Below are 25,225 nucleotides of genomic sequence, written 5' to 3'. Positions count from 1 at the left end.
AAGGACGCCCCCGCATAGGGCTGGCGGACGGTCAGTGCCGGACCACCCCCGCGTCGGCGGGAAGGACCTCCCGACCAATCCGAAGACTGACGAGGAGACCGGACCACCCCCGCGTCGGCGGGAAGGACACCCGCTGACCGCTGGCGCTGCCTGACGGCGCCGGACCACCCCCGCGTCGGTGGGAAGGACCGGGGACGCTGCGGGCGGCGGGTTCAAGGACGCGGACCACCCCCGCGTCGGCGGGAAGGACGACGCCGACGTCGACGAGGAATCCCCGGCGGCCGGACCACCCCCGCGTCGGCGGGAAGGACCCCGCCGCCATAGCCGCCCCGCCAGCCACCTGCGGACCACCCCCGCGTCGGCGGGAAGGACGCAGGCATGAGGATCGCGGGGAAGTCGGCGAACGGACCACCCCCGCGTCGGCGGGAAGGACGACGGCAATCTCCGTGGCGGTGCGGATTTCGGCGGACCACCCCCGCGTCGGCGGGAAGGACGGGGAGAGACCGGACCGAGGAAGGCGAGGAGGTCGACCGGACCACCCCCGCGTCGGCGGGAAGGACGGCCCCAACGTGATGACGGTGGCCGGCAACAGCGGACCACCCCCGCGTCGGCGGGAAGGACCACGCCAGGCACCGAAGCTGCCGATCACACTGCGGACCACCCCCGCGTCGGCGGGAAGGACGCTATCCCGCTCTGGTACCAGCCGCTGATCGACGGACCATCCCCGCGTCGGCGGGAAGGACGCTACGGAAGGCCCGGGCGGTGGAGTGCCAGACGGACCACCCCCGCGTCGGCGGGAAGGACTCCGCGAGGACCGCGACGACGTGGGCCACTTCCGGAACACCCCCGCGTCGGCGGGAAGGACGGGGCAGTGGCTGTTCGTCGACCGCGACGGCCGGTCCGTCCCGCCGACGCGGGGGTGTTCCGCCCTCGTCCGCGTCGTCCCTGCTGGCCCTCATGTCCGTCCCGCCGACGCGGGGGTGTTCCGCGTTCCCCGGCACGCCTTCGTACCGCGCTGGTGTCCGTCCCGCCGACGCGGGGGTGTTCCGCCGGGCCCGCGCCGGGAGCCGGCCCTCGTTCAGTCCGTCCCGCCGACGCGGGGGTGTTACGCTCAAGGGCGGCGCCCCCAACCTGATCATGGTGTCCGTCCCGCCGACGCGGGGGTGTTCCGAGGGCGTTGACCTCGTGGAACACCGGTGCGGCGTCCGTCCCGCCGACGCGGGGGTGTTCCGAACCGGTCGCTGACGGACATGCGGACCCTGCTGTCCGTCCCGCCGACGCGCGGGTGTTTCGGAGAAGCTGTTCGCCGACTGCCGCTCCGGACGGTCCGTCCCGCCGACGCGGGGGTGTTCCGCCCTCGTCCGCGTCGTCCCTGCTGGCCCTCATGTCCGTCCCGCCGACGCGGGGGTGTTCCGCAGTCGTACTACGCCGGGTCCAGCCTGATCTGGTCCGTCCCGCCGACGCGGGGGTGTTCCGGGCTGGACAGTGGGTGATCTCCGGGCCCGGCTGGTCCGTCCCGCCGACGCGGGGGTGTTCCGCAGGCCGCATTCTCCATCGGCTACCGCGTCCCGTCCGTCCCGCCGACGCGGGGATGTTCCGCCGGTGGTGGCCTGGTTGGTGACTCCGACGCCGTCCGTCCCGCCGACGCGGGGGTGTTCCCGCGACCGGGCCCCCGCGTAGTGTGCGCGGGGGGTCCGTCCCGCCGACGCGGGGGTGTTCCGCACGACAACTGGGCCCGCCTGGGACTTGAGCAGTCCGTCCCGCCGACGCGGGGGTGTTCCGCAGGTCACGGCGGCCGGCGTCGCCGAGTGGGCGTCTGTCCCACCGACGCCGGGGTGTTCCGAGCATCGCCCGCGTCGTCTACGCCCTCGTCCTGTCCGTCCCACCGACGGGGGTTCCGGCAGTCGACCCGGCGTTCGGCGCTCGTTGCCGTCGAATGCGCGGTCTGCCAGAAGGAGCATGTCCGGGGTGAGGTGGCCGGTCAGTTCCCGGGCGTAGTCGCTCTCGGCTTTGACGGCGGGGCCGAAGGTTGCTGCGATCAGGCCGCGGGTGCCTGTCTCGCACAGCGTCATCAGTATCAGCCGGGGGTAACCCGCCGGGCCATGGCGTCGTACCGTCCGGCCGAGCCAGGACCTGTTGCGCTCGTGGTCGGGGACCGACAGGCTTCCGCATCCGTCGAATGCGACCGTGCGCCAACGGCGGTAGCGCACTCCAGGGGTGGAGGGCTGGGCCAGCGGGCCCGCCAGCACGTCGAAGAGCCGCTGCAGAGGGGCGATGCCCACCCGCCCGGCGCAGATCACGAAGTGCCTTCTCGGACGGCCGTGGCACGTTGCCGCTCAGCCCTGCTACGAGTTTGTCCCAGACCAGCTGGGCACCCAGATGCTCGAACAGGCCGAGAGCCAGGACGAAGTAGACCCCGACTCGGGATGGCAGACTCCGCAATCGTTTCTCGCGGGCTCGGGTCTCCTCCACCACCGCATCTACCAGCTCCGGTGGGATGACTTGGGTTAACTCGCCGATGTGACCGGGCGCGAACACGTCAGGCGTGCCGCCCGTGACAAACTGGGCCACAGGGCCTCTGCTCTCTCAGGAAGATCTTGGTCGATCCCCTGGATAGCAGAGGCCCTGCCACATCTCACGAACCCCTTGACATTGCCATCGGGGCCTTAACTTTGCGGCATTGGTCGATCGAGCGCCGGTGCTCGCACACGGCATGCACGTCGTAGCGGGTGAAGTCGCCGGCGATACAGAGCACGAGGAGAAGGGCCCCGACGCGACGACCAGCCAACTTGGGGCTTGTCCTCGTAATTCGCACGCTAGACCTGGCGCGTGGACTACAGCACGAGCTGACACTTGTGAAGACGGAGTGGGGAACTCTCGACGAACGCGAACATAGATGCCCGCACCGGCCACTGAGCATCTAACGAGTTGGTGCCCGTGATCGTCACACCCGGATCCTGTCACCTGCCCGGCCCGACGCCTCACCCGCTATCACGCACCAGCTCGTTATCCACTCAACGGTTCAGACCTGAACAGCCCAGCAGATGGCCTGTTACTTGCGGTGGAGGGCTATTCCCTCACGCCTCTGTCACTGCCCTGTGCTTTGATCGGGTCGACCCGGCGCGGACATGCCACGCGAGTGGTGGGTTCGCGCTGTGCTGACCAAACAGGGGGCTACAACTTGAGACCGAAAATGCTACTGGCAGTGGGTGCTGTGACGCTGGGGCTGCTGGGCAGCCATCTGGGCGTTGCGCAGGCGGCAGGCGAGCCGGACACGGGGATGGACACTTCGCTGACCATGGGTGTGCCCCCTACCGATGCCCTCGCTGACGATGCGTCACTGGAGCCGGGAGAAACTGACGAAGACCCGGATGCCGCACCGTCGGAGGAAGAACTGGTTCTGGGCGCGGACAGTACGGTCAAGGAACGGGAGGTGGCACCGGAAATCGCAGAGGACGGAGAGCACGTAGGGCTGGCTGCCGGGCAGAGGGCCGCCTGCGACAAGCAAGTGGAAGATGTTGCCGGGACTCCCTGGGCACAGTTCGCGGCCTGCGGGTCGTCCCTGGAGCCGGCCATCGAGCTCAGCACTGACGAACGGGCTGCTCTGTCGCAACTCGAAACTGCTGTCGACACCTCTGCGGCCGAGGCGGCTGTCCTGGCCGACATACCGGACGCCGGACAGGCAGGATCGCAGGACACGACGCAGGATGGGGCCGAAGAGGCGGCGTCGACTGCACCGGCCGACGAGTCGGCTGCCGCGGCCGAGGCGGCCAAGCGCACACCGTGGAAGGAGCCCAAGTGGTGCATCGACGCCGGAGTGGACTCCACGTGGTACATCGAGCGCCTGCGCGGCTGTGGCATCTGGCGCAGTGGGTTGAATGTCATCGATGTGCGCACGGGCCGCACAGTGGGCGGCATCACCTACATAGTCATCGGCTACTCCTTCTCGGCCCGTGACAGCAAGACGTGGGCCTACCAGGTGAAACTGCTGGAGACGAAGCGATGGGGGCGGGGGGTAAATGGCACCAAGGTGTCAGGGAGCGCCTCGTGTATCGGCAAGTGCAAGGTCGTCAACAAGAGCTTCCCGTCACAGACGATCTCCAAGACCTCCGAGTCCTACGGGCAGTTCTTCATCGATACCACTATCAACACGGCTGCCAGTAAGCAGCGAGGAACGGGCCGGAGCGTCGCGAAGTGGACGTTCACCAATTCTCAGTGGGCGGCGCCCTCCGAGCCCACCAAGCTCGCCACCGTGGATGTCCGCTGCGACAATGCACTGCCTGGCGCTCCTCGCCAAGTCGGCTGCGTGAACGTCGCGGCTGTGCCGGTGATCAGCTACAGCTTGACCGGGCCGTGGCCGGAGGTAGCTGAGCACATCAAAGACGCCCAGGCCACCGGTCTGCCCGGCAAGTACGGTACGACGGACTACCTGACACGGCTCACCGACCGCAAGAAGATCACGGAGAACCGGGAGAAGGCGTGCCCGTCGAGCCTGCAGCGCCCGCCGGGCAAGTCCTGTGACGAGTACGCCTTCGCCAGCACCTGGCAGGGCGCGAAGTACGGCAGCGGCAAGTTCAGCCGCCGCATGGTCGATGCCGGACAGAACACTGATGCAGGCAAGGCTCTCAAGGGCTTCTACACCTACAGCCGCGTCCTGGAAGGCGACCGGTTCCTGGTATGGATCAGGTAGACCCCAGCCAGATGCCACCAGACGAGGCCACCGTGAACGAGCCAGCCCGTACCGGCACAGCCCTGGTGCACGCCGAGTACCACCTCTTCCAGATCACAGACCCGCAAGGACCTGTGGCCGACGACCTCGACACCAGCCGCACCGGCCTGGTGTCCGCCGACGGCGGAGCCATCGAGGTGGCCACCGGGATCCACACCGGAGACGTCCGGGTCACCGTCGAGTCGCACACTCGGCGGCCCGCCCCTGCCCGAGGCTGGGAAGAGATCGCTGAGATCTCCTGCCATTCGCTCTCCGGGGAGCTGCTCGTGACGCCCTTCATGGACGATCCCGCGGATCTGCCCTCGCTGGCCTCCCAGGGTCCCGGCTCCTACCGTCTGCGCGTCCACGCGCGTGGCAGGGACAGGGCCGTCGACCACACCACGGTGGACGAAGTCGTGGAGTCGTACCTGATCCAGAGCTGGCCCGCCGCACACCAGGACGCGTCCCTGCTCAGAGCGACAGACGCCTACGGCGCTCAGGTACGGGATCAGCCGGCCGATGACACCATCGTCATCGACCGCGAGGACTCACTCGACATCCGGGTCGGCCGGGAACGCGACATCCTGCGCCGGGCACAACGCGGCGAGTACTCCTGACTCTTGTCCCGCGTCCTTCGGTTGGGGCGGCTGAGCCGCCGCAACCGAAGGACGCTGTACGCCTGCAAGTCAACCTGTGCGGGCAAAGCCATCCCGGACGACGACACGTCTTCCCCCGCGACAGCCGAGGGGAGAGATCCCTCCGTGTCGTGGGGCGGCCGCGCGGGAAAGGGTACAAGTACCGATATGGCGCGTGAGCGGATGCGGTGGCCGTCTGTAGTGGACCGGGCGCGGGAGATCGTGAACGGGTACGCGCCGATGAAGGTTCACTGCACCAGGTCATGTACCGCCGCCTGGTCTCTGAGGGGCGCTGCCGCACACGGCGCCGACGCACCGTCGAACCACTCCCTCCGCCATGGGAGTCAGCCTTCTCTTCGGACGGCGCCGGTTCATCGACCTTCCCCTCGCGGTCGGGAACCAGAACGCAAAGGCACTGGCGGTGGCGGGCGACAGCCCGCTCAGCGGCCTCCCCGAGGTTGTGCCACAGATGCCAGCGGTCGGCGACCTGCGTCGCCTGGGGTGCCCCGGCCGTGGCGCCTAGCGCGAAGAACGGCGCGCGGTCCCGGCAGACGATCTCGATCCCGGGACGCTTCACCAGCCATGCGGCCAGGCTGGACGCTTCCCGGTCAGGCCGCATATCGACTGGCCGACAGGTCTCGACGTCAACGAGCACGGTGCCGTAGACCCGTCCTTCGCGTGTGGCGTACTCACCAACACCCACCACCCGCCGGGCCGGGACATCGGTTTCGGGCGAAGCATTGAGCAGACGCAACACCGCGCTGCGGCTGATGGCCACCCCGAATGCCTGCATCCGGGCGCCGGGCCAGCCAGCGAGGGCAAGTCCCACCGCGGCGAGAGTCGCCGGTAACCGCTCCGTCCACCTGCTGTGCCGCCGAGTCGGCCCCGGCATCTGCTCAGCGAACGTCCGCCGAGCACACGAAGACTCCGGACAGAAGAACCGCCGGACTCGCACTGGGAGGACCATCAGACGTTCCCCACTCGGAACGTCCGCAGGAAACCGCAGGTAAGAGCTGTGCAACCGGGCCGACGCGCTCCCACGGTCCGGGCATGCCGCCCCGGCCGCCGTACTACAGACGTCGATGCGTATTGCCTCGTGACTTACGTCCAGCGACAGCACCGACACGTCCGCGATGGACGGTAGCAGCGGGCCCTCCAGACGGGGCGATTCGCGCTGTGCTCGTGCACCGGGTCGGTGTCCGGGCTGTAGTCGGTCAGGTGGACGACGGTGCGGACCTGCATCTTGGGGTTACCGGTCATCTGCTCGTTGACGCGGTACACCCGCAGCCGGTGCCCAACGAGCGCGCGGGCCCGTTCGATCATGGCGCGCCCGGCGTCGGAGTCGTCTCGGTCGGTGCGCAGTTACTCCAGCTCGCCGGAGGTGTTGCGGACCACCAGGACGCCGCAGGTGCCCCTCCGGCGCACGGACCACCCCCGCGTCGGCGGGGGAAGGACCACTTCGCCCGGATGTTCCACCACCGGCTCGTCGGACCACCCCCGCGTCGGCGGGAGGGAGACCACCATCACCGCGGCGGTCAACGTGCCCGGCGGACCACCCCGCGTCGGCGGAGCGGACTCCAGCCGCGGGTTGTCCGGGCTGGGCGGCTTCGGATCACCCCCGCGTCGGCAGAATGGGGCGAGGAACTGCGCAACGCGGTCCCGGACTCCATCGGATCAGTCCCGCGTCGGCGGGAAGGACCGCCTGACCATGAGTGTCCATGAGTAGACATTCGTTCTCCCCGCCGACTCGGGGGTGACCGTCACCGGATGCCGGTTCGAGTTCCGTGGGTCCGTCGTCCCCGCCGACGCGGGAGTAATCCGATGGCCTGGTCGACGTTGCGCAGCGCGACGAGGTCCTCCCGCCGACGCGGTAGGTACAGGAAGGAGAGCAAGTCCGCGGCACCCAGAGCCCTGGCCAGGGTGAGTGCGGCCAGGCGCGCGCGGGCCTCGCCATCGCAAGATGGGCTCATATGACTGCTGGAGCGAGGCTGAGCAGGCCGGCGCCGTAGGACTTGGCCCGTCCGATGCCGTCCAGTATGGCCTGGGCGAGAGCATCGGGGTCGGTGACGATAGCAGTGCCGTCGTAGCGCACCAGGTGATGCCGCACGACGGCGGAGTTGTCGCCGCGGCGGTGCGCGGCAGCAACAGGGGTGGGCAGCGCAGTAGTCAGGTGCAGTCCGGCCTCGCGGGCGCGGCGTGCCCACCACTGGTCGGCGTCCGGGCCGGTGAGCGGGATGCGTTTACCGCGCTGGCCCTTCTTCTCCAGGGACAGACGTTGGGTTTTGACCGGGTTGACGACGATGCGGTAACGGATGACAAGGGCCTTTTTGAGGGCGTTGAACATCGGGGTGATGTCCTTGACGTCGGCGTGGCCGTAGTCGTCGGGCAGGCGTGTCGGGTCCAGGGCGGCGGCCTGGACCAAGAGGGTGGTGGAGGTGTCGGTTGCGTCGAGGCGATACAGGAGCCCGGCCGTCTGCCGGGGGTTGTCACCCAGGCCATCGGGGACCAGGCGCATCAGGGTGCGGTGCATGTCGGTGGCGTTGCGTAGGTCGCGCTGGACGGCGTGGCTGCGGGGGTTGAGGCGGATACGGGCGAGGGCCGCGCCGGGGCTCATGTGGCGGTCTCCTTCTTGGTGTAGTCGCTCAGCTTGGCGTGGAGGGTGCAAACGCGGACCGAGTGGGGTAAGGGGCGGTGTTCCGGTCGGGGGTGAACGCCGAGCGTTCGCCTCGGGACTGCATCGGGCCGGTCAGCCGGAGCACGAGCCTGTCCACGCCCGCAGTGCCTGGGCTGAGAAAGAAGCGTCGTTGGAGGCGTGCGCCGCTCCGGGCGCGTCGGGCACCATCTGCACCCTGCGTTGGTGCAGCTTTTCGGTGCTTTGGGCGTTGCCGCCAAGGTCTGGGCGGGCCGTGGAAGAGCTGGGTGAGTGCATGATGAGGGTCAGCCGTGGAGGCACCGGGTGCTCCTCTGCGGCGTCGCGAACTGGGCGTCGATGTAGCTCTGGAGCTTCTTCAGGTAGCCGGTGCCGAAGCCGCCGTAGGCGGCGTCCGGCAGGTGCACGGCACGCCGGTACAGCGGCCGAGGCCGGTACTGGCGCGCCAGCGGTGCGAAGGACATCGGCTCGTCGGTGACTTCGCCGCTATGTTGATCGCCGTCGCCCCGGTCCGGAACGTCGGCGGTGACGGGGAGTACACCGAGTGGCCTGTCGCCGTAGAACTCGATCGGCTGCGGGCCGCTGCGCGGCCTCCTGACCGCCAGGGGCAGCCGTACCAGGTGCCACAGCGGCTCGTCCACGTGTCCCAGCAGGATCGGGCCTTCCGGCGGGCAGGACCGGCGGCCGAGGTACAGCGGCCAGTGCGGGTCACGCAGGGCGGCGGCGCACGAGTGCAGCAGCCCTTCGTCGTCGGACGTCAGCGCGAGTGTGAAAGCAGCATCGGCTAAGTACTGGCGCCTGGACACCAGAGTGCTCTTGCCCTCGGAGCGGTGTTTTCCGTCGACGGTGATCACCGTCTCGTCGGCGGGCAATCCGCCGCCGACGGTGTGGAAGTCGGACAGTACAACACCGGGTCGGTCGACACGTACTGTCATCGACAGTTCGGTGAGGTCGTCCAGAGACGCCTGGCGCGGTCGTCCGAGACCTGCGGCGAGCATGCCCACGACGCCGGATCGAGTGGGGAATCGGGCTGTGTCACGCCGCGCGTACTTGCTGTGCGTGCCCCAGGACTGGAGCGGGCCTGCCAGACGCAGCAGCAGCCCGCGGGAGGGATGTTCGGTCACTGCGGGGCCTCGGCGAGAGCAATGTCGACTGCGGCGGTGACGAGAGCATGGAAGGACGAGTGACGCTCGCCGAGATGCTCCAGTTTGTCGAACTGAAGAGAGGCATGTGCCGCGTGCACGACGCGGTCGGGGCCGAGGAGGGTGTTCGCGGCCTTGGAGTACGCATCGATACCTTGCACGGAGCGCGCGACGTAGCCGCCGTGTTCGGCAGGCCGCACGGGTTCCTCGAAGGCTGCGGCGAACGACAACGGCCGGTCGGAGCGGACCGCCACGTGGACCAGGTGCGGGATGGTGTGCGGGGCGGTGGAGTTCTTTTTCGCCTGCGGCAGGGACTCGATGAAGGAGAGCAGGAACTGGCCGGCGAGCTCGCGGGCGGCATCAAGCGCGATGTCGCTGTCATCGCTCAGATTCTTGATGAGTTCTTCAAGATCGACGGTGGCGAACCGGTAGAAGGTGCCGGTGCTGAACTCGGCGGTGCCCATGTGGCCGCTGCCCGTTTCGTCGCCCTTCGCCTCGGTGACATCGTCGACGGCTGCGAAGTAGTCGAGTTCGACCTCAGTGGTGTGCGTGGTGAAGGCGTGGGCGACTTGGACGGCGCCGTCGACACTGGCCTGGTCGACCTCGGTGAGCATGCGGCCGAAGAGGTTGATGACTCCGTTCCTTTTGACAAGGATTTTGTCGATCTTCCCTTTCAGGGCGCTTTCGGGCTTGTTCTTTCCCTTGCCGGTGAAGTCGGCCGTGAGCTTGTCCTTGTGGGCTTCGGCGATGTCAGCCAGTTCCTCCACAGCGTCTTCGGGAAGGTAGACGAGCGCGTTGGTCAGAACCTTGTTCGTGATGGGCTGCTTGTCTTTCCCCTTGGCCACCTCCCACTTGATGCTGCTCCCGGCCGCAACATGGGCGCCCGCGCGTTCGGCAAGCGCCCTGTCCCACCCGCGGTCGCGAAGCGTCTCGGTGACCCGCTCGCCGATACGGCGTGTGCGCAGCGCGTTCCCGCCGAGCGTGTCTTGGAAGTGCTCGCGGACAGCCCGCTTCCAGGACTGGCTGGAGATACGGGTACGCAGAGCGTCGCCGTAGAGCATGCTTTTCACCGAGTTGGTGTCGTCCCGGTTCAGGTTCGCGTAGGGAACGGGTTGGACGACGTGGATGTCGATGAAACGTGGCTTGGGGCCCATCGGGGATCTCCTGTGAGGTGAAGGGTCAGTCCTGGTCGGTGCCGGCGGTGATCCGGTAGAAGTCCTGCAGCCAGCGGCGGCTGATACGCCCCGACTGGTGTGGCCAGTCGACGAGGTCTGCCAGCAACTGTCCCCAGTCGATGGCGGCGCCTGTGGTGCGTACCTGGTTCACCGCAGCCGGGAGGTGCAGGTGGATGCCGCGCAGGCTCTGCCGCGTCAGGAGGTTGATACGGTTTTCCGCGGCGCTCTTCCGCATCGGGGTGCCCTTCGCGATGACGGCCTGGCCCAGGGTGGCACCGAACGAGGAGCCGTACGGGGCAGGCCCGGGCGGAACAGCATCCTCGTCCGGTTCTCCCTCCTGCTGAGGAACCTGTTTTCGTGCCGCCCCGTGTTCGTCTGCGGTGTCTTCGTCGTCGTCTGCCTGGCCGGGTGAGAAGGCGTGCCGGGGCTGCGCCGCGATCAGCGCAGCCACCGTGTAATGGGCCTGCGCTGTCTTGTCGTCGCATCCTTCCGGCAGTCGCGGCGTCAGCAGCCGATGCATGGGACGCGTGCGCGGGTGGTCCAGGTCGCGGCGCAGACCCGCGCGCAGCGCCGCACGGGCACCGGGGTCTGTGTGGCACAGTCGTTCGATACCCTGGGTGAATGCGGCATACGCGGCGCGACTCTTCTGCCGCTTGCTTGCTTCAGGGGCTTGGAAGGTCACAGCTTGTCCTCGGGTCACAGGGCGTCGGTCACGACGTCTGGGCCGCACTTGTCGTCAGCGGCTCTCCATCGCCTTGTACGGGTTTTTCAGGGCGTTGAGAATGATCGCCTTCGCCTGGGTGACGGCTTTCGCGCCCCGTGGTGTGCGCGTCACGGAGCCGGTCACGGCCTCATAGGCGTCGAGCGCGTGCCGCCCGAAGGCCCGGCACGCGGACGCAAAGTCGAATCCGGTGTCCATGGCGCCGCCATCGCGCGACAACTGTCGGAACCGCGACCAGAACTCGTCTTCCGCCGACGGCCAGTACCGTGCCGCGACCGCGTCCAGCCAGGCCCCCGGATCGTTCCCCTTGTCATCCGTGTACTTCAGCCAGGCTTCCTTCGTGGCCTTCTCCAGCCGGCTCCCGAAAAGCTCACCCAGTTCACGGAGCTGGCGTACGGGCCGCTCGGTGCTCATCGCGTCCTCTTCCACCCGGGACAGCAGCACCGGGGTCACGGAATCGATGTACTGGTGGTTGGCTGCCTGGCTGGCATCCTGTTCGAAGCCGAGCGCGCGTACCCGCACGTACTCACTAACGTCGAAGGCATGGTCCATGACCTTGGGCTGGATGGGGCTTGCGTCGTCCATCTGCTTGAGCAGAAGGGCGTCGATGTCCCGCCACAAAGAACGGGATGAGGATGCCGACCGGGGGGATGTCGTCCCGTCCTTGGTGATGTCCCAGATCAGGTAGTCGTCTTGCGGCCGGATCCGCGCGGCGTCATAAGCCCAGGTGATGTATGCGTCGGCCGTATGCCTGCCGTCGGGGGCAGGAACGAGATAGAGCGCGTGCTGTGAGCAGGCGGTGAGCCGTGAGCAGGGGCCCTGCGGCTCGGGCATCGGCGCAAGCGGGTCCGGGAGGTCCTCGCGCTCCCAAGGGCACAGATCGGTGTGCCGGCTAACGTCGCCATCCGGCGGAGTCAGACCTGCCAGCAGTGTCAGGAGAAGGTTGTCGCACTGGGGGTGATACGACAGTGCAGCCCGCAGTGGCGCGGCCTTCGCATAATGGCTCTTGACATGTCCGACCTCACGCGTTGAAAGACCGCCGGGGTCTCCCCAGAAGTGCCAGGTCAGCAGCGACAGTGCCGCCTGCGAAATACCGGGAAGCACGGGGCTGTGGTGGCTCCAGTGCCCGAACCAGGAGTGGTTGTTGCCCGCTGCCCGGCTCATGACGAGCTTGTGGACGCCGGCCGTGTTGTTCCTGTCGCACTGGTCAGGGAGGCGGGGATCCTGGAGCCACGGACGATCGCCGTCGAACAGGTCGAAGCGGTCGCCCCACTGACCGAAGTAGCCCTCGATGCCGGCCTTGCGGCCGTCAGGCAGTTCGATACTCCGCTCGGGGAACCCCTGCTCGATGACGTGTACGCGCCGGTCGCCCCAGCTTCCGGGCCCGGCCTCGTCCAGAGCGGTGATCCGCGCGGTCAGCGCGTACAGCACGCGCAGCAGCGCCGAGTGAGCCGGAGCTTCCGCAATCAACAGAGTGCGGATGTCCCGGGCACGCACGAACAGATCCCTCAGGCCCACTTCAGGGGGGCCCGACTGCCCCTCCACCCATGCGACCGGAATCCATGGCTGGTCGATCAGATCGGACGCAGACGTGGTCACGTCCCTCCCCCAACGTCGAACGTCACCGAATAGTAGAAGGACGAGCGGGGGCGGCGTGGGCCGTTAGGACAACTGATCAATCATCAGTCCGGACTCGTCCACGCGGAATCGGTGCCTCGCACTGGTACGCACCCACGTACCGTCTTCCCGATCCAGGTTCAGCCGGAGGACGCCCTTGAGGGCGGCCATGCCACGCCAGACGCCATTCGCATCATCCGTCACACCGTCGACGAGTCGCTGCGGTACAGGTATCAGATAGGGGACAAGCTGGCCCGGCCTCGGTCGTTTCTTGTCATCGAGCGCGAGCCTCTGCGCGCAGACTCCGTCCTCCAGAAGCCGCCCGGGGTACACGCACACCACATGCACCATCTCCTCGCCGAGCACGGCGGAGAGCAGTTCGGGCTCCATACCGGGTTGGTCTCGGCTCAGCAGGCTGAGATCGCCATCGAGCTCCCCCGGCCCAGGCACCGCCAGCCAACCCGCCGTACCGGTGGCTTGGCTTTCCCGGACCGTGCGCCGGTTGTCGAGCCGCTTGAGCTCACGCGCCGCCATCTCCTCCAGCCTGTCGACGAGCCCGTCGGCGTACACCTCGTCCAATAGCAGGGGCAGTTCTTCCGGCAGAGAAACCGTCCTGCCGGCGCCCAGGAGTATCTCAGTACGCCGCACCAGCGCGGCGTCGTCCACCTCAGACTTGTCGTCCGCTCGGAGCACCACGAGCCGCGGCTGATCACCCGCACTCTGTGCCGCACGGGCCAGCAGCTCCGCGAGCGGTGCCGTCCCCGAAATGACGAGGTCGAATTGCAGGCCCCTGACATGTTCCAGCATCGGCGTCGTCACCAGCACCGACGGCCCGCTGACTGTGCCCTCGGACGCGAAAGCGCTCCTGCAGGCCGCGAGACGCTGCCATCGGTCCATGTTGCGCATCTGTTCATGAACCAGGGTCACGTCAAGGCCGCACAGATCCACCTCAAGCTGTCGGGATGTTCGGACAGCTTCCGCAGGCGTCGGCCGGTAGACGACAGCCCTTCCGCGGCCGGCCGCAACCAGGGTGGCAAGAACCGCCCGGATCTCGTCGTACGGCGCACCGTCGGCGACCTCGATGCCGAGCGTGCTGCCACGAACGGACTCGGCGGGCTGGCGGGGCAGGTGCCCGCCTCCGGACTGAGCATCCACGAACGACCACGCCGGCAGCCGGCGAGGCTGCACCAGCGGCTCTTCGCCCCCTCCTGCACCACGGCGATAGGCCGCCAGCATCGCATCCACCGACTTGTCCGCGGACATCGCGGCCAGGACAACGGGAATCCGCAGCGCAGCGGCCCACTCCAAGAACCGAAGCATCAGCTTCTGCCCCCAGGCACCGCGGGCATGGGCCTCGTCCACCACGACGACCTTGCCGGAGAAGGCGAAAAGCCGCATCACGTTGAACTTCACCGGCATGACCGCCTGGAGGAGTTCATCCACCGTCCCCGTGCCCAGCGCAGCCAGGAGCGCGCGATGATGGGAGTTGAGCCAACTGTCCGCTGTCAGGGCCCACTCCTCCCCGGGCTCCGCACTGATCTCGCCGAGCGCATTAGCATGCGCCCACTGCTGCGCGGCTTCCGCCGGCTTCAACCGGGAAGCGCTGTGCAGCAGCAGCGACCGCCAAGGGCCCGTCAGGGCCTGCTCGGCGAAAGCGTGCACCTGCGCCATATGGCTGTCGGCCGCTGACCCGGTCGGCAGCGCATAGAACAGGCCGCGGGCGTGTGCTGCATGCCCAAGGACCGCCGCCGCGCGAAGAGCCGCCTCCGTACGATCCTGTGACGGCGAAGCCGTCACGACCACCAAGCCCGGCCCGTATTCGGCCACCAGATCAGGCAACTGACCCGCCAAACTAGCCCCGAGACTGGTCCCGTCCGCACTTCGAACCGGGACCGGCCGCACGAAACCCGTCCCGAGCAAGTCGGCCTGATGCACCACACGGGAAGCCTCTGCACGAGCGATCGGCCAGTAAGAGTCCAGGTCTTCAGGAGTTCCAGCCCACCCCTCCTCCCTGAGCCTGCTCCGAATCTCTCCTTCGATACTGGCCAGCCAGTCCGACAAGGTGACCAACCCCGTCAGAACCACAGCCGCCCCCGGCGTCATCCGCCCTTGCGGAACCGACATCGCCGCTGTCACTCGGCGCACCTCATCGAAGTGGATCCGCCGCTGCCTCTCCCAACTACCCGAGCCCAGACCGGGGTGACGGGCGACGGGGCACCTCGAATCCTTGTCGCGGACGACCGGGTGGAAGCGGCCTCCGTGCCCACCGAGAATCTGGGCCACCGCGTGGCTGAGCTGGGACTGCGGACGCCGCTTCGACGACGGATAGCCGATCTCCTTGAAGATCCCCGCCAGCCACCAGTGTGCCGCCGCCTCGTGCGACTGCCTGTCCTGCGTGGCGCCATCCGGGTACCCGTACCCCTGCTCACTACCCAGCTCCTGCGCTAACAGCTTCCCGTCCGCGTCCTTCGGGCCGTTGTGGTGCATCTGAAACGGCACACTGATCTTGCCGATATCATGCAGCCCCGCCCAGAACGCCACGAGCGCCCGCGCTTCCTCGTCCGGAACCTGCAGGGCCCCGACCACCATGCTCCGCTGGTGCACGGTCAACAGCTCGTCCCAGACGACCTCAGCGACGGCTGCCGCATCCAGCAGATGACAGATCAAAGGGTGTGTGCGGTGAGCCCCGCAGGCGCTCTTGCCCAGCCCGGCAGCCTTGCCCCACAGGCGGCAGTCCAGGGACATGGGGTGCTCCTCATCGCGGATCCAGTGCAGGCGTGCCTTCATCCTGCCTTGCCTCTACGGAGGTCGGCCGAGGCAATTCCCTCAACCACTCCTACGCCAACGGGTCTCCGCCGTAGAGTACATACCGCTGCACGCCTCCCTGGGAGGTGCGCGGAACCTCATTGGCTCTTCAGGCAACGGCAACGCCGAGAAGAACGCACGACCCTCTCGAGGGATGTGGCGCAACCTCGACTCTGTCTGTGCCATGGAGATACAGTGTCCCGGTTCCTGCACAAGTTCGTCCTGCGTCGCGAGGTTCTTCTCGAAGCCTCACGCGTAGTGGTCAGCGCGGTGATCCGTGCCCTGATCAGCGAACTCGTCGGCTGGCTCATTTGAGCCAACGGTGACGGACCCCAGGGGTCCGTCACCTCCTGTTTCAAGACGATCGCCCTTGGCGGGAACACGCTCCGCGCAGCGCTACCCCGCAGGACGAAATGTCCGGCTACAAAAGGGGCCGACCCGCGCGTTCGGGATTTCGAGCCAGCGCCGGGGCGTTCCACCGCCCAACGTGACGTTACCGTCGGGGAAGAGGGATCGTGGTGCCCAATCGCATGCTGGAGTGCTCCCCACCGACGCGGGGGAGTTCCGGTGTCCGACGATCGCGCTCGCCAGATGGAGGTGTTCGTCCCGCCGACGCGGGGGTGGTCCTCTCCGCGCGAGCGGAGGTGAGCCGTTCGACGTGGCGCACTCCCGGCTGGAGCGGCAGTCCTCTCTGCGCGAGCGGAGGGGAGCCGAAGTCGGTCAGTGCGCTGATCGGGGTGCCGGTGTCCTTCCCACACGAGCAGAGGCCGAGCCGACTTCGGTGTGCCGACGCTGATGAGGTGTTACTCCTGGTCAGAGCGCATTGTCAGCGCCTTCTGATAGGGGGATCGCTGTGACGAAGCATCAAGAAAAAGCGCGCCTTGTAGCTGTCCTGACCCCAGGCTCTGGGGCTTGGAGCGTGGTCTCGGGCGCGCGTACCCGATGACATGCCACCTCTTGGACGATGCTGCGGTCTTCGGCATTCTGTGGGACGTGCTGCTGTCCGCTGCGGCTCGTGAGCGGTTTGCCGAGCAGTCCGCATCGTCGCGCACCTTGTCGAATAGTGAAGGCACCTGCGCCTGGAAGACCGGCGTGCCCTTTCCCAGATCATGAAGGCCCGCCCAGAACGACAGCACCGCCTCAACGACCAGCCCGTCGCCTTCCACCCCACCCGGCGCAGCTACCGTGCCCGGCCTCTGTACCGCCGCACCGTCACCCCGCCCGCCCCTCAGTGGGGCGGGCTCGGCACGGACTACCTCCAGGCCCTCGGCGAGTACGCCAGCCGCCACTTGAACACCAGCGAGGAGAGCCGTCCATGAACGACGTCTGGCTGACCCGGATCGCCCCTCACCCCGCCTCCCGCGACGCCCGACGCGACCTCGGCAACGCCGTCGGGCTGCACCGCCGCCTCATGTCCCTCTTCCCCGACGGAGCCGGCCCCGACCCACGGGCGGCACTGGGCGTCCTGCACCGCGTGGAGGACTCCCCCACCGGCCCGTACATCCTCATGCAGTCCCGCCACCGGCCCGATCTCGCCCGGCTCCCCGAGGACTACGGCACAGCGGCCGTCCGGGACATCGGCCCGCTCCTGAGCACACTGCGCTCCGGCGCGCACCTCCACTTCCGCTGTACCGCCAATCCCGTCCGCAAGCCCGGAGCCAGCACCCGCGCCCTCTACGATCTCCCCGCCGTCGTCCCTCTCACCGGCGCCCACGCCGACGAATGGTGGATGCGGCAGGCCGACACCGCCGGCCTGAAGGTGCTGACCCTGCACTCCCAGCCCCTCGACAGCGCTACCGGCATCCGCGGCCAACGCGGCGCCGACCAGCAGCGCATCCGCCACGCCCGTACCCGCTTCGACGGCACCGCCGCGGTCATCGATCCCGACCGACTCCGGGAGAAACTGATCGACGGCATCGGACGCGGCAAAGCCTACGGCTGCGGCCTGCTCACCATCGCCCCCGCCCGAACTGGCGAAGGCGGCACCCGAACATGACCGCGCCTTCCACCCCCGCCGGCCGCCGCAGACTCGCCGCCCCCACGGTGGCCATGCTGCCCCGCTTCGCGGACTCCCTGTCGTTCCTCTACCTGGACGTCGTCCGCGTCCTGCAGGACGACACCGGAGTCCTGGCCGAAGTGACCAGCGATCGGCGGGGCAGAGAAACCGTCTACCTGCCGACCGCCGCACTCAGCTGCGTACTCCTGGGCCCCGGCACCTCCATCACCGCCCGGGCCCTGGCCACCCTGGCCCGCCACGGCACCACCGTGGTCGTCACCGGTTCCGGCGGCGTCCGCTGCTACGCCGCGACCCAGCCGGACTCTCTCACGACCGTCTGGCTCGAGCGCCAGGCCCGTTCATGGGCAGACGACAGCCGACGGCTCGCCGTCGCCACCGCCATGTACGAACGGCGCTTCGGCAAAGGCTCCGTGCCGCCCGGCACCTCGCTGGCCCAACTCCGCGGCATGGAAGGGCAGCGCGTCAAGGCGCAGTACAGACTCCTCGCCCAGCAGTACAAGATCGGCCGCTTCCGCCGCAGCTACGATCCCGCGCAGTGGGACACCCAGGACCCCGTCAACCTAGCTCTCTCCTCCGCGAACACCTGCCTCTACGGCATCGTCCACGCGGCCGTACTCGCCCTTGGCTGCTCACCCGCCCTGGGATTCGTCCACAGCGGGAACCAGCAAGCCTTCGTCTATGACGTCGCCGACCTCTACAAGGCCGAGCTGACCATCCCGCTGGCGTTCTCCCTCAATGCCTCGGCCAACCCGGAGGCCGAGGCACGCCGCTCCTTCCGCAACGGTCTGCGCCTCTTCCGGCTCCTGCCGCGCATCATCCATGACGTCCAGTGCCTCCTCGACCCGGACGGCGACCGCCAGAACCCGATCCCGAGGAGGAACTCGTCGACCTGTGGGACCCCGTGGCCGGCACCATTCCCGGCGGCACCAACCACGGCGGAGCCTCATGACAACCCTCAGTTGGAAGGCACGGCACCCATGGCCTCGATGACCGTCCTCGCCACCACAGCCGTCCCCGACCATCTCCGCGGCGCCCTCACCCGATGGCTCCTCGAAGTCACTCCCGAGCTCTACGTGGGCACCGTCTCCGCCCGCGTACGCGACGAACTCTGGGCCTCCATCACCGCCTGCGTCCGCAACGGCACCGCCGTCCTCGCCTACCCCAGCGACAACGAGCAGGGATTCGAACTCCGCACAGCCGGAGAACAGCGTCGCAGCCCGCTCGACTTCGACGGCCTCACTCTCGTCGCGTTCCGGGAAGAAGGTCAACAAACAGCAAAGCCCTTCTAACTCTGCAGGTCGCAAAGGTCCTCTCCGCGCGAGCGGAGGTGAGCCGGACCGGAGAGCAGTACGCACCTCGTCGGGGGTGTCCTCTCCGCGCGAGCGGAGGTGAGCCGCCGGGTTGGCGGCGCCGGTAGCCCGCCCCGTGGTCCTCTCCGCGCGAGCGGAGGTGAGCCGGTCTGTTTCGGCCTCGGCTACGCCCTGCAACCGTCCTCTCCGCGCGAGCGGAGGTGAGCCGAAGCTCGGCATCGACAACCGGTGGAACGTCACGTCCTCTCCGCGCGAGCGGAGGTGAGCCGTTGCAGGACACGTCGGTGCCGGTGCTGGCCGTGTCCTCTCCGCGCGAGCGGAGGTGAGCCGGCCCGGGTCGTAGTCGCGGTGGACGAGCTGCGCGTCCTCTCCGCGCGAGCGAAGGTGAGCCGCCGGACCTCATTCCTGGTCACACGGACTTCGAGTCCTCTCCGCGCGAGCGGAGGTGAGCCGGCCCGGGTCGCCGAGTTGGAGGCGCAGCGCGCGTCCTCTCCGCGCGAGCGGAGGTGAGCCGGCGCTGATGGCCATCTTGGTGTTCTCCGTTCGGTCCTCTCCGCGCGAGCGGAGGTGAGCCGACCCGGCAGGAGATCGCCGGGGCGGTGGTGGGGTTCTCTCCGCGCGAGCGGAGGTGAGCCGCCGATCGCGGTGAGCATCTGCGGGCCCACGGAGTCCTCTCCGCGCGAGCGGAGGTGAGCCGCGTGAGGGCCGTCCCGTCGGCCGCTTCCGGGTGTCCTCTCCGCGCGAGCGGAGGTGAGCCGTCATTCTCCTTCGTGCCGGGGTGCCTCACGAGGTCCTCTCCGCGCGAGCGGAGGTGAGCCGCCATCCGCCGCACCCGAGGCCACCACGCCACCGTCCTCTCCGCGCGAGCGGAGGTGAGCCGCACATGACCGACCGCGCGTACCGGCGCGCGCTGTCCTCTCCGCGCGAGCGGAGGTGAGCCGTTCCGCTCCACCAGGATCGCGTCGGCCTGGCGGTCCTCATCGCGCGAGCGGAGGTGAGCCGAACCGCAGCTCCACGCACCGGCGATGGGTGGGGTCCTTTCCGCGCGAGCGGAGGTGAGCCGCCCCGGGGGAACACGCAGTGAACGCACCACCCGTCCTCTCCGCGCGAGCGGAGGTGAGCCGGTGGAGAGGACCGCGACGGTGCGGGCGGTGTCGTCCTCTCCGCGCGAGCGGAGGTGAGCCGATCGTGGAGTACTCGTTGAACGTGTCGGCGAGGTTCTCTCCGCGCGAGCGGAGGTGAGCCGGTGGCCAGCAAGTGCTTCCACTGCTTCTGGCCGTTACCCGAGCTGTGCCGCGAACTGCACGGCGAGGCGACGCCACGGCGATGTGTCGCATACCGGTTGCTGGCGTCACGGCGGCCGGTACGGGCGCACCGTCCCGTCGGTCAGCTCTCCGCTGCGGCCTCGATGGCGAGTTCCTGCTTGTTGCGGCCCTGCCGACGAGCGTCGAGCCGCGTTCCCGGCCCCAAGGAACGTGAGGCCGGGTTGGTCGCTCGCACTGCTTGCGGCGGTACAGCAGAGAACTCACGCCTTTCACCCATCCGCTGAGCACCGGGCTTCTGCCCTGCCCTCGGCAGTCACTCAACGTGCCCCAGGCAGCGCCTCCGGCGGCATGACGTCCCGTGCCCTAGGGTCGCCACAACGTCGCGATCTGGAGAGAATCTGGGGAGTATCAACGGCCGCGGGGAGATCATGGGGAGAATCGACGGCGTAACGCGGCACGATTCCGAATCACGCTGAAAGACATATCCGCGCAGGTCAGAGACCGGGAACTCCGCATCGATGCAGGTCAAGGCTCCCAGGTGGACGACTTCATGACGTACTCAACTGGTAACAGATGCGCTGCAATTCGTACTGCGTGACCACTGCCGTTTCATTCAGCGCCCCGAATGGCATCACTCGCTGGACACAACTCACTCCCTTCCGCGGTCGGACTTTCACGCCGCCAGAGGCAGTTCTCTGCGGGAAGCGGGACAACATAGTCCAGAACCGCCGGTTAGCCAAACCGGCGATGGTACGGAGTATTGACGGTCGCCCCGAGCATCTGCGCGAGTGACCTCCGTAGGTCCGGAATGGGGTGGTAACCGCCGTCAAGACGAAAGAACTCGGATGCACACAGGAATCGACGAGGCCCTGACCCCTCCCTTTAGCTCTGCCCACATCCTCGCCACCTGGAACGGAACGGCGAGCGTGGAGGACGCCTCAAAAGCGTTCGGATTCTCACGTGCAAAGGGATACGACCTGATCCGCAGCGGGCAGTTTCCCTGCCGCGTGCTACGCATCGGCCGCAAGACGCGCGTCGTCACGGCATCTCTGCTCCGCGTACTCGAGAGCGGAGTTCCGGAGTACAACGATGCCAGCGTTGGGGGCCATTCGACATCCTAGGACCGCTACGACGAGGCCCCGCCGGGTACCCGGCGGGGCCTCGTCGTCTCACACAAACCCTCACAAGCGCTGTCACGCAGATGTCACCAACTACGTCGACCTCCTCGGGTCGAGAGCGCTGACCTGGCATTACGCGTCCGTCCTAGACTGGCGCAGACGCCCAAAGACGGTTTCTACAACCTGTGCTCCTGTGGGACCGTCGGCGACTTCCCCAGTGAGCCGCCGACGGTCCTGCGGCCCGGAGACGTAGGCGTTCATACCCGCTGTGGCCAAGGGATAGAGGGAAGCCGTCTCGAGATCGCCGTGGAGGCGCAGCAGTACATGGTCGTCACCGACCATGCAGTCGGTGTACGGAAGGGTGTGGGACAGCAGGCGGGCGAAGACGTCGCAGGCCGCCTGGACGTCGGCCTTCATGGCTGCATCCTCCCAGACGGCGCGGGGCCACCGCCGCAGGGCTTTCAGTAGTCCATGGCGGACGGCATCTCGACGTCGTACTCCGCGTAGTACTCGGCTTGGTTCTCCGCGTGCGCGTCGAGGACACCGGAACAGCCTGCGTACAGCATCCAAGCGGCATCATGCAGACGCCGGACGTCCGCGTCGAAGTCGACCCTCTGCTGGTTCGGCCGCGCCCGCACCAACCCCTGTCCCTTGCCACCCCTCACCGTGCCGTATCGGAAGGTCTGCCCCTTCTCGTCGAGCTGGTGCAGCCAGTCCAGGGTGCCTTGAGTGGCCGGATCGATCCGGTCGTTCGGAGGTGGCATCAACCGGCCGAGGTACTGGTTCAACCGATCCGCCAGATGCGCGATCGCATGGGACGTCGTTAGAAAGCTGTCGAGTTCCTCGGGCGGCACCGACACGCCGTCTCGACGCAGACAAGCCGCAACCAACCGGATGTTCCACTTCAAGGCGAGTTCGATGGCGTGCCGGTACTGGTAGTAGCCCGAGGCTTACGGTACTTCGCTACCCACGTGCGGCAGTGACTGGAAGGTGGCGTCGGCGTCCCCGCCACGCTGATTCGAAGTAGTGCTGGACGTAGGCCCACGGCGGCCACTCGCCTGCCTCGAGCCACGGGTCGGCGATAGCAGTGAGGAGGCTCCGTTGGTCCTGCGTGAGCACCACGAGCGTGTTCAAGGAAACCTCGAAAGCTCCGGCCCTGAGGGATGCGGCCGTTCGTCTGGCCGAGAGGGCCCGTGACGAGGGCTGGAGTCATGAGGAGTATCTGGCCGCCTGCCTGCAGAGGGAGGTCACCGCCCGCGACAGTCACGGAGCCGAGGGACGTATCCGGGCTGCCCGTTTCCCCTCCCGCAAGTCGCTGGAGGACTTCGACTTCGATCACCAGCGGTCCGTCAAGCGCGAGGTCATCGGGCATCTGGGGACGCTGGACTTCGTCGTCGGCAAGGAGAATGTGATCGTCCCAAGGCTGCCTGGCACCGGCAAGACCAACCTGGCCATCGGCCTGGGGATCAGAGCCTGTCAGGCCGGACACCGTGTCGCGTTCGCCACCGCCGCCCAGTGAGTCGCCCACATCGCCGAACCGCCCCAAGCTCCTGATGTGAACAAGGCCATTGTCAGTGCCGCGTGCGATCCTCGCCCCGGAAGCGGGTACTTCAGAAGGAGGCCGGGTGGCGACGGGACGTCCGCGGAAGGATTCACGCGATCCGGTGCTGATTCTGCGGGGTGCCGGGCTCGAACCACTGGAGCCCTATCCAGGAAGTGATAAGCCCTGGCGCTGCCGCCATGAAGCGTGCGGGAGAGAAGTGTCACCGCGGCTGGGCAACATTGCCGCGGGCCGGCAGGGCGGCTGCCGGTACTGCTCAGGCACGGCATCGATTCCTCCGGAGGAGGCGGTGGCGTTGATGCGCTCGGCCGGCCTGGAACCGCTGGAGCCGTATCCCGGGGCGACACCCCCTTGGCGCTGCCGGCACGTGTCGTGCGGTCGGGAGGTCAAGCCGCGCTACTCGTACATCAAACGCGGAGGGGGACCGTGCCGATGGTGCGCGCCGAACGCGCCGGTCGATCCGGACCAGGCCGCCGCGCTCATGAGATCGGCGGGTCTGGAACCGTTGGAGCCCTATCCCGGGACCGACATGCCCTGGCGGTGCCGCTGCACAACATGCGGCACGATCGGGACACCCACTCATGGGTCGGTCAAGGGCGGACAAGGGGGCTGCGGCCCGTGCGGGCGCAAGAACGCCGGGCAGGGCATCAGCCGGGCATGGTCGCGTCGCCGCGAACTGCCTCGCACGGACGGCGACCGGGCCGCAATTGAGGCGAAGGACTTCGACCTCGAGCCGCTGGAGTCCTACCCGGGACCGAGCGGGCTGTGGCACTGCCGCCACCTCCCGTGCGGCCGAGATGTCGAGATCAGGTTGAGCAACCTCAGGCGCGGCCTTCGGGCCTGCCCGTACTGCCCTCCCTCCCCGGGTGGCCGACGCCGCTGGCCCGCGGACGAAGCCGAGGCCCTCATGCGTGCCGCCGACCTGGAACCGCTCGAACCGTACGCCGGGCGTCGTGACAAGGCGTGGCGGTGTCGCTGCAACGGCTGTGGGCGTGAGACGTCACCAAGTCTGGGCGGCATTCTGGCGGGCCAGGGCGGCTGTCGGCACTGTGCCGACGTGAGGGCAGCAGCGGGTAGAAAGACCGACCCGGGCACCGCGGTGGCTGCCATGCGCGCGGCCGGGCTGGAGCCGCTGGAGCCCTATGCCACCTCGGTGACGGCGTGGCGGTGCCGTTGCACAACCTGCGGCAACGAGGTCTCCCCGACGCTCATGAAGATTCGTGCTGGTGGAGGGTGCAAGTTCTGTGCCACCCACGGCATCGACCTGTCAGGACCGTCGAAGGTTTACGTGATCACCCACCAGGAGTGGAAAGCCGTCAAGATCGGGATCGGTGCCTGCACCGGCTACACCTCTCGCCTCATCCAACACGAACGCCAGGGTTGGCGACTGCATCAGGCCCGTGACTACACCACCGGCGCAGCCGCCTACGACGTCGAGCAGGCCGTGCTGGGCCGCCTGCATCAGGCCGGACTCGTTCCTTTCCTCACGAGCGACGTCATGCCGAACGGCTGGACCGAGACCTGCTCCGCAGCTCGCATCACGGCGGCCGAGGTCTGGGCCATGGTCGATGAGGAAACACCGAGCGCAGAAAAACCCTATGCGCCCCGAGTTGGCGGCCGACCACGTGCCGCGGTCCTCATCGACGCGGAGGCCGCAGCCGCTGAGATGCGGGCTTGCGGATACGAGCCACTCGTGCCCTATCCCGGCCGCACCAACGCGACTTGGCCCTCGCGCTGCATGACCTGCGGGCACGAGGGGCGTCCTTCGTTCAATGCCGTCCGTAACGCGGGCCAGCGCTGTCGCGTCTGCCGGGCAAAGGGAACCCAGGCGAAACGCGCCGCCACGAACGCGCCGAAGGCCCAAGAAACCATGCGCGCGGCCGGACTCCAACCGCTGGAACCCTACCCGGGCAGCCAAACACCGTGGCGGTGCCGCTGCACCACATGCGGTCGCGAAACCAGCCCCACCTACTCCAACGTCAACAGCGGTTCGAAGGGCTGCCGGTTCTGTGCCCTCAACTCGGCAACCGACGAGCGTGCGTCCGCCGAAGTACGAGCGGCCGGGTTCGAGCCGCTGGAGCCGTACCCCGGGCGTACCACGGACCGTTGGCGCTGCCGCTGTTCTTGCGGAAACGAGGTCATGACGCGCCTGTCATCCGTCCGGTCGGGAACCACCGGCTGCAAGAAGTGCCCCCGATCCGGTGGCCGAACCGATCCCGCGACAGCCGCCGCGGAGGCACGCGCCGCCGGGTTCGAGCCGTTGGAGCCCTATCCGGGGAAGACCACCGACCGGTGGCGCTGCCGCTGCAGGTGCAGCACGGCCATCACCCTCACCCTGACCAGCCTCAGAGGAGGCCGTACCGCGTGCGGAACGTGCTCCCGAGGCGCAACTCGATAACCGTCGGTCATGATGCACCCCGCCGCTGCACCCAGTAGCCGAACAAGCCCGGGTTCCGTCGTACCAACCTTCTTTAGGAGATCGCTGCCGCCCGACGGCATCC

The 25,225-nt window shown here is 68.0% G+C and carries 18 protein-coding genes, 3 pseudogenes and 2 CRISPR repeat arrays (1 of these 23 cut by a window edge); of the genes and pseudogenes, 9 read left to right on the top strand and 12 right to left on the bottom strand.

Annotated features, from left to right (window positions below; translation table 11 throughout):
• Window positions 1-865: a CRISPR direct-repeat array (repeat unit 29 nt; unit sequence CGGACCACCCCCGCGTCGGCGGGAAGGAC) (it extends 511 nt beyond the left edge of the window).
• A gap of 1,057 nt (window positions 866-1,922) precedes the next feature.
• Both IE316_RS12215 and IE316_RS36385 read right to left on the bottom strand, forming a co-directional pair.
• A pseudogene (locus IE316_RS12215) lies at window positions 1,923-2,571 on the bottom strand (transposase domain-containing protein); the annotation flags it as partial.
• Between the two features lie 103 nt (window positions 2,572-2,674).
• Window positions 2,675-2,755: pseudogene (locus tag IE316_RS36385) on the bottom strand (DUF5655 domain-containing protein); the annotation flags it as partial.
• 450 nt (window positions 2,756-3,205) lie between these two features.
• On the opposite strand from IE316_RS36385, the gene IE316_RS12210 reads away from it, so the two are divergent.
• Both IE316_RS12210 and IE316_RS12205 read left to right on the top strand, forming a co-directional pair.
• Entirely contained in the window at window positions 3,206-4,690 is a 1,485-nt protein-coding gene (locus IE316_RS12210) for a NucA/NucB deoxyribonuclease domain-containing protein (protein WP_190204277.1), read from the top strand.
• Window positions 4,691-4,722: 32 nt separating this feature from the next.
• Complete coding sequence (locus IE316_RS12205; protein WP_229910357.1) at window positions 4,723-5,325, top strand: hypothetical protein; 603 nt, start codon at window positions 4,723-4,725, stop codon at window positions 5,323-5,325.
• Here the strand turns inward: IE316_RS12205 and IE316_RS12200 are convergent.
• The 8 genes from IE316_RS12200 to IE316_RS36220 all read right to left on the bottom strand — a co-directional run bounded on the left by IE316_RS12200 (window position 5,240) and on the right by IE316_RS36220 (window position 16,589).
• Window positions 5,240-6,463: an ISL3 family transposase gene (locus IE316_RS12200; protein WP_229910387.1), complete on the bottom strand. Its 1,224-nt coding sequence runs from the start codon at window positions 6,461-6,463 to the stop codon at window positions 5,240-5,242. The two genes, IE316_RS12205 and IE316_RS12200, sit on opposite strands and share 86 nt — an antisense overlap.
• A gap of 846 nt (window positions 6,464-7,309) precedes the next feature.
• The gene (gene cas6e / locus IE316_RS12195; RefSeq protein WP_190204275.1) at window positions 7,310-7,957 is read right to left on the bottom strand and encodes a type I-E CRISPR-associated protein Cas6/Cse3/CasE; all 648 of its coding nucleotides are present in this window, start codon (window positions 7,955-7,957) and stop codon (window positions 7,310-7,312) included.
• Between the two features lie 323 nt (window positions 7,958-8,280).
• Complete coding sequence (gene cas5e / locus IE316_RS12190; protein ID WP_190204274.1) at window positions 8,281-9,117, bottom strand: type I-E CRISPR-associated protein Cas5/CasD; 837 nt, start codon at window positions 9,115-9,117, stop codon at window positions 8,281-8,283.
• The gene (cas7e, locus tag IE316_RS12185; RefSeq protein ID WP_190204273.1) at window positions 9,114-10,289 is read right to left on the bottom strand and encodes a type I-E CRISPR-associated protein Cas7/Cse4/CasC; all 1,176 of its coding nucleotides are present in this window, start codon (window positions 10,287-10,289) and stop codon (window positions 9,114-9,116) included. Before cas7e ends, cas5e begins: the two co-directional genes overlap by 4 nt.
• A 25-nt stretch (window positions 10,290-10,314) precedes the next feature.
• On the bottom strand, window positions 10,315-10,992 hold the full coding sequence (gene casB, locus IE316_RS12180; RefSeq protein ID WP_190204272.1) for a type I-E CRISPR-associated protein Cse2/CasB: 678 nt from the start codon (window positions 10,990-10,992) through the stop codon (window positions 10,315-10,317).
• 54 nt (window positions 10,993-11,046) lie between these two features.
• Window positions 11,047-12,630, bottom strand: a complete 1,584-nt coding sequence (gene casA / locus IE316_RS12175) for a type I-E CRISPR-associated protein Cse1/CasA (protein WP_190204271.1) — start codon at window positions 12,628-12,630, stop codon at window positions 11,047-11,049.
• Window positions 12,631-12,693: 63 nt separating this feature from the next.
• Complete coding sequence (locus IE316_RS12170; protein WP_190204270.1) at window positions 12,694-15,393, bottom strand: CRISPR-associated endonuclease Cas3''; 2,700 nt, start codon at window positions 15,391-15,393, stop codon at window positions 12,694-12,696.
• Window positions 15,394-16,256: 863 nt separating this feature from the next.
• Complete coding sequence (locus tag IE316_RS36220) at window positions 16,257-16,589, bottom strand: HD domain-containing protein (protein WP_351055749.1); 333 nt, start codon at window positions 16,587-16,589, stop codon at window positions 16,257-16,259.
• Between IE316_RS36220 and IE316_RS12160 the strand changes: the two genes are divergently transcribed.
• The 5 genes and pseudogenes from IE316_RS12160 to IE316_RS12140 all read left to right on the top strand — a co-directional run bounded on the left by IE316_RS12160 (window position 16,563) and on the right by IE316_RS12140 (window position 21,166).
• The gene (locus IE316_RS12160) at window positions 16,563-16,772 is read left to right on the top strand and encodes a hypothetical protein (protein WP_190204660.1); all 210 of its coding nucleotides are present in this window, start codon (window positions 16,563-16,565) and stop codon (window positions 16,770-16,772) included. The two genes, IE316_RS36220 and IE316_RS12160, sit on opposite strands and share 27 nt — an antisense overlap.
• The gene (gene cas6e, locus IE316_RS12155) at window positions 16,769-17,449 is read left to right on the top strand and encodes a type I-E CRISPR-associated protein Cas6/Cse3/CasE (RefSeq protein WP_190204268.1); all 681 of its coding nucleotides are present in this window, start codon (window positions 16,769-16,771) and stop codon (window positions 17,447-17,449) included. The genes IE316_RS12160 and cas6e (IE316_RS12155) overlap by 4 nt, the downstream gene beginning before the upstream one ends.
• Window positions 17,446-18,419, top strand: a pseudogene (gene cas1e / locus IE316_RS12150) (type I-E CRISPR-associated endonuclease Cas1e). Before cas6e (IE316_RS12155) ends, cas1e begins: the two are co-directional and overlap by 4 nt.
• Window positions 18,420-18,447: 28 nt before the next feature.
• Complete coding sequence (gene cas2e, locus IE316_RS12145; RefSeq protein ID WP_190204267.1) at window positions 18,448-18,759, top strand: type I-E CRISPR-associated endoribonuclease Cas2e; 312 nt, start codon at window positions 18,448-18,450, stop codon at window positions 18,757-18,759.
• A 17-nt stretch (window positions 18,760-18,776) separates the two neighbouring features.
• Window positions 18,777-20,026: direct repeats of the CRISPR family, unit length 29 nt; unit sequence GTCCTCTCCGCGCGAGCGGAGGTGAGCCG.
• Window positions 20,027-20,890: 864 nt separating this feature from the next.
• On the top strand, window positions 20,891-21,166 hold the full coding sequence (locus IE316_RS12140) for a helix-turn-helix domain-containing protein (RefSeq protein WP_190204266.1): 276 nt from the start codon (window positions 20,891-20,893) through the stop codon (window positions 21,164-21,166).
• A gap of 129 nt (window positions 21,167-21,295) precedes the next feature.
• On the opposite strand, the gene IE316_RS12135 is transcribed toward IE316_RS12140, so the two are convergent.
• Both IE316_RS12135 and IE316_RS35505 read right to left on the bottom strand, forming a co-directional pair.
• Entirely contained in the window at window positions 21,296-21,580 is a 285-nt protein-coding gene (locus tag IE316_RS12135) for a hypothetical protein (protein WP_190204659.1), read from the bottom strand.
• A gap of 44 nt (window positions 21,581-21,624) precedes the next feature.
• The gene (locus IE316_RS35505) at window positions 21,625-22,071 is read right to left on the bottom strand and encodes a hypothetical protein (RefSeq protein ID WP_229910356.1); all 447 of its coding nucleotides are present in this window, start codon (window positions 22,069-22,071) and stop codon (window positions 21,625-21,627) included.
• 203 nt (window positions 22,072-22,274) lie between these two features.
• Between IE316_RS35505 and IE316_RS12125 the strand changes: the two genes are divergently transcribed.
• On the top strand, window positions 22,275-22,682 hold the full coding sequence (locus tag IE316_RS12125) for an ATP-binding protein (RefSeq protein WP_308438913.1): 408 nt from the start codon (window positions 22,275-22,277) through the stop codon (window positions 22,680-22,682).
• A gap of 1,099 nt (window positions 22,683-23,781) precedes the next feature.
• The gene (locus tag IE316_RS12120) at window positions 23,782-25,122 is read left to right on the top strand and encodes a hypothetical protein (RefSeq protein WP_190204265.1); all 1,341 of its coding nucleotides are present in this window, start codon (window positions 23,782-23,784) and stop codon (window positions 25,120-25,122) included.
• Window positions 25,123-25,225 lie beyond the last annotated feature (103 nt).

It is taken from the genome of Streptomyces fumanus (assembly GCF_014655295.1).
In the GTDB taxonomy this organism is placed as follows: Bacteria; Actinomycetota; Actinomycetes; order Streptomycetales; family Streptomycetaceae; genus Streptomyces; species Streptomyces fumanus.
The sequence above is the reverse complement of the archived record's forward strand: the minus strand, read 5'-3'. Positions and strand labels throughout refer to the sequence as shown.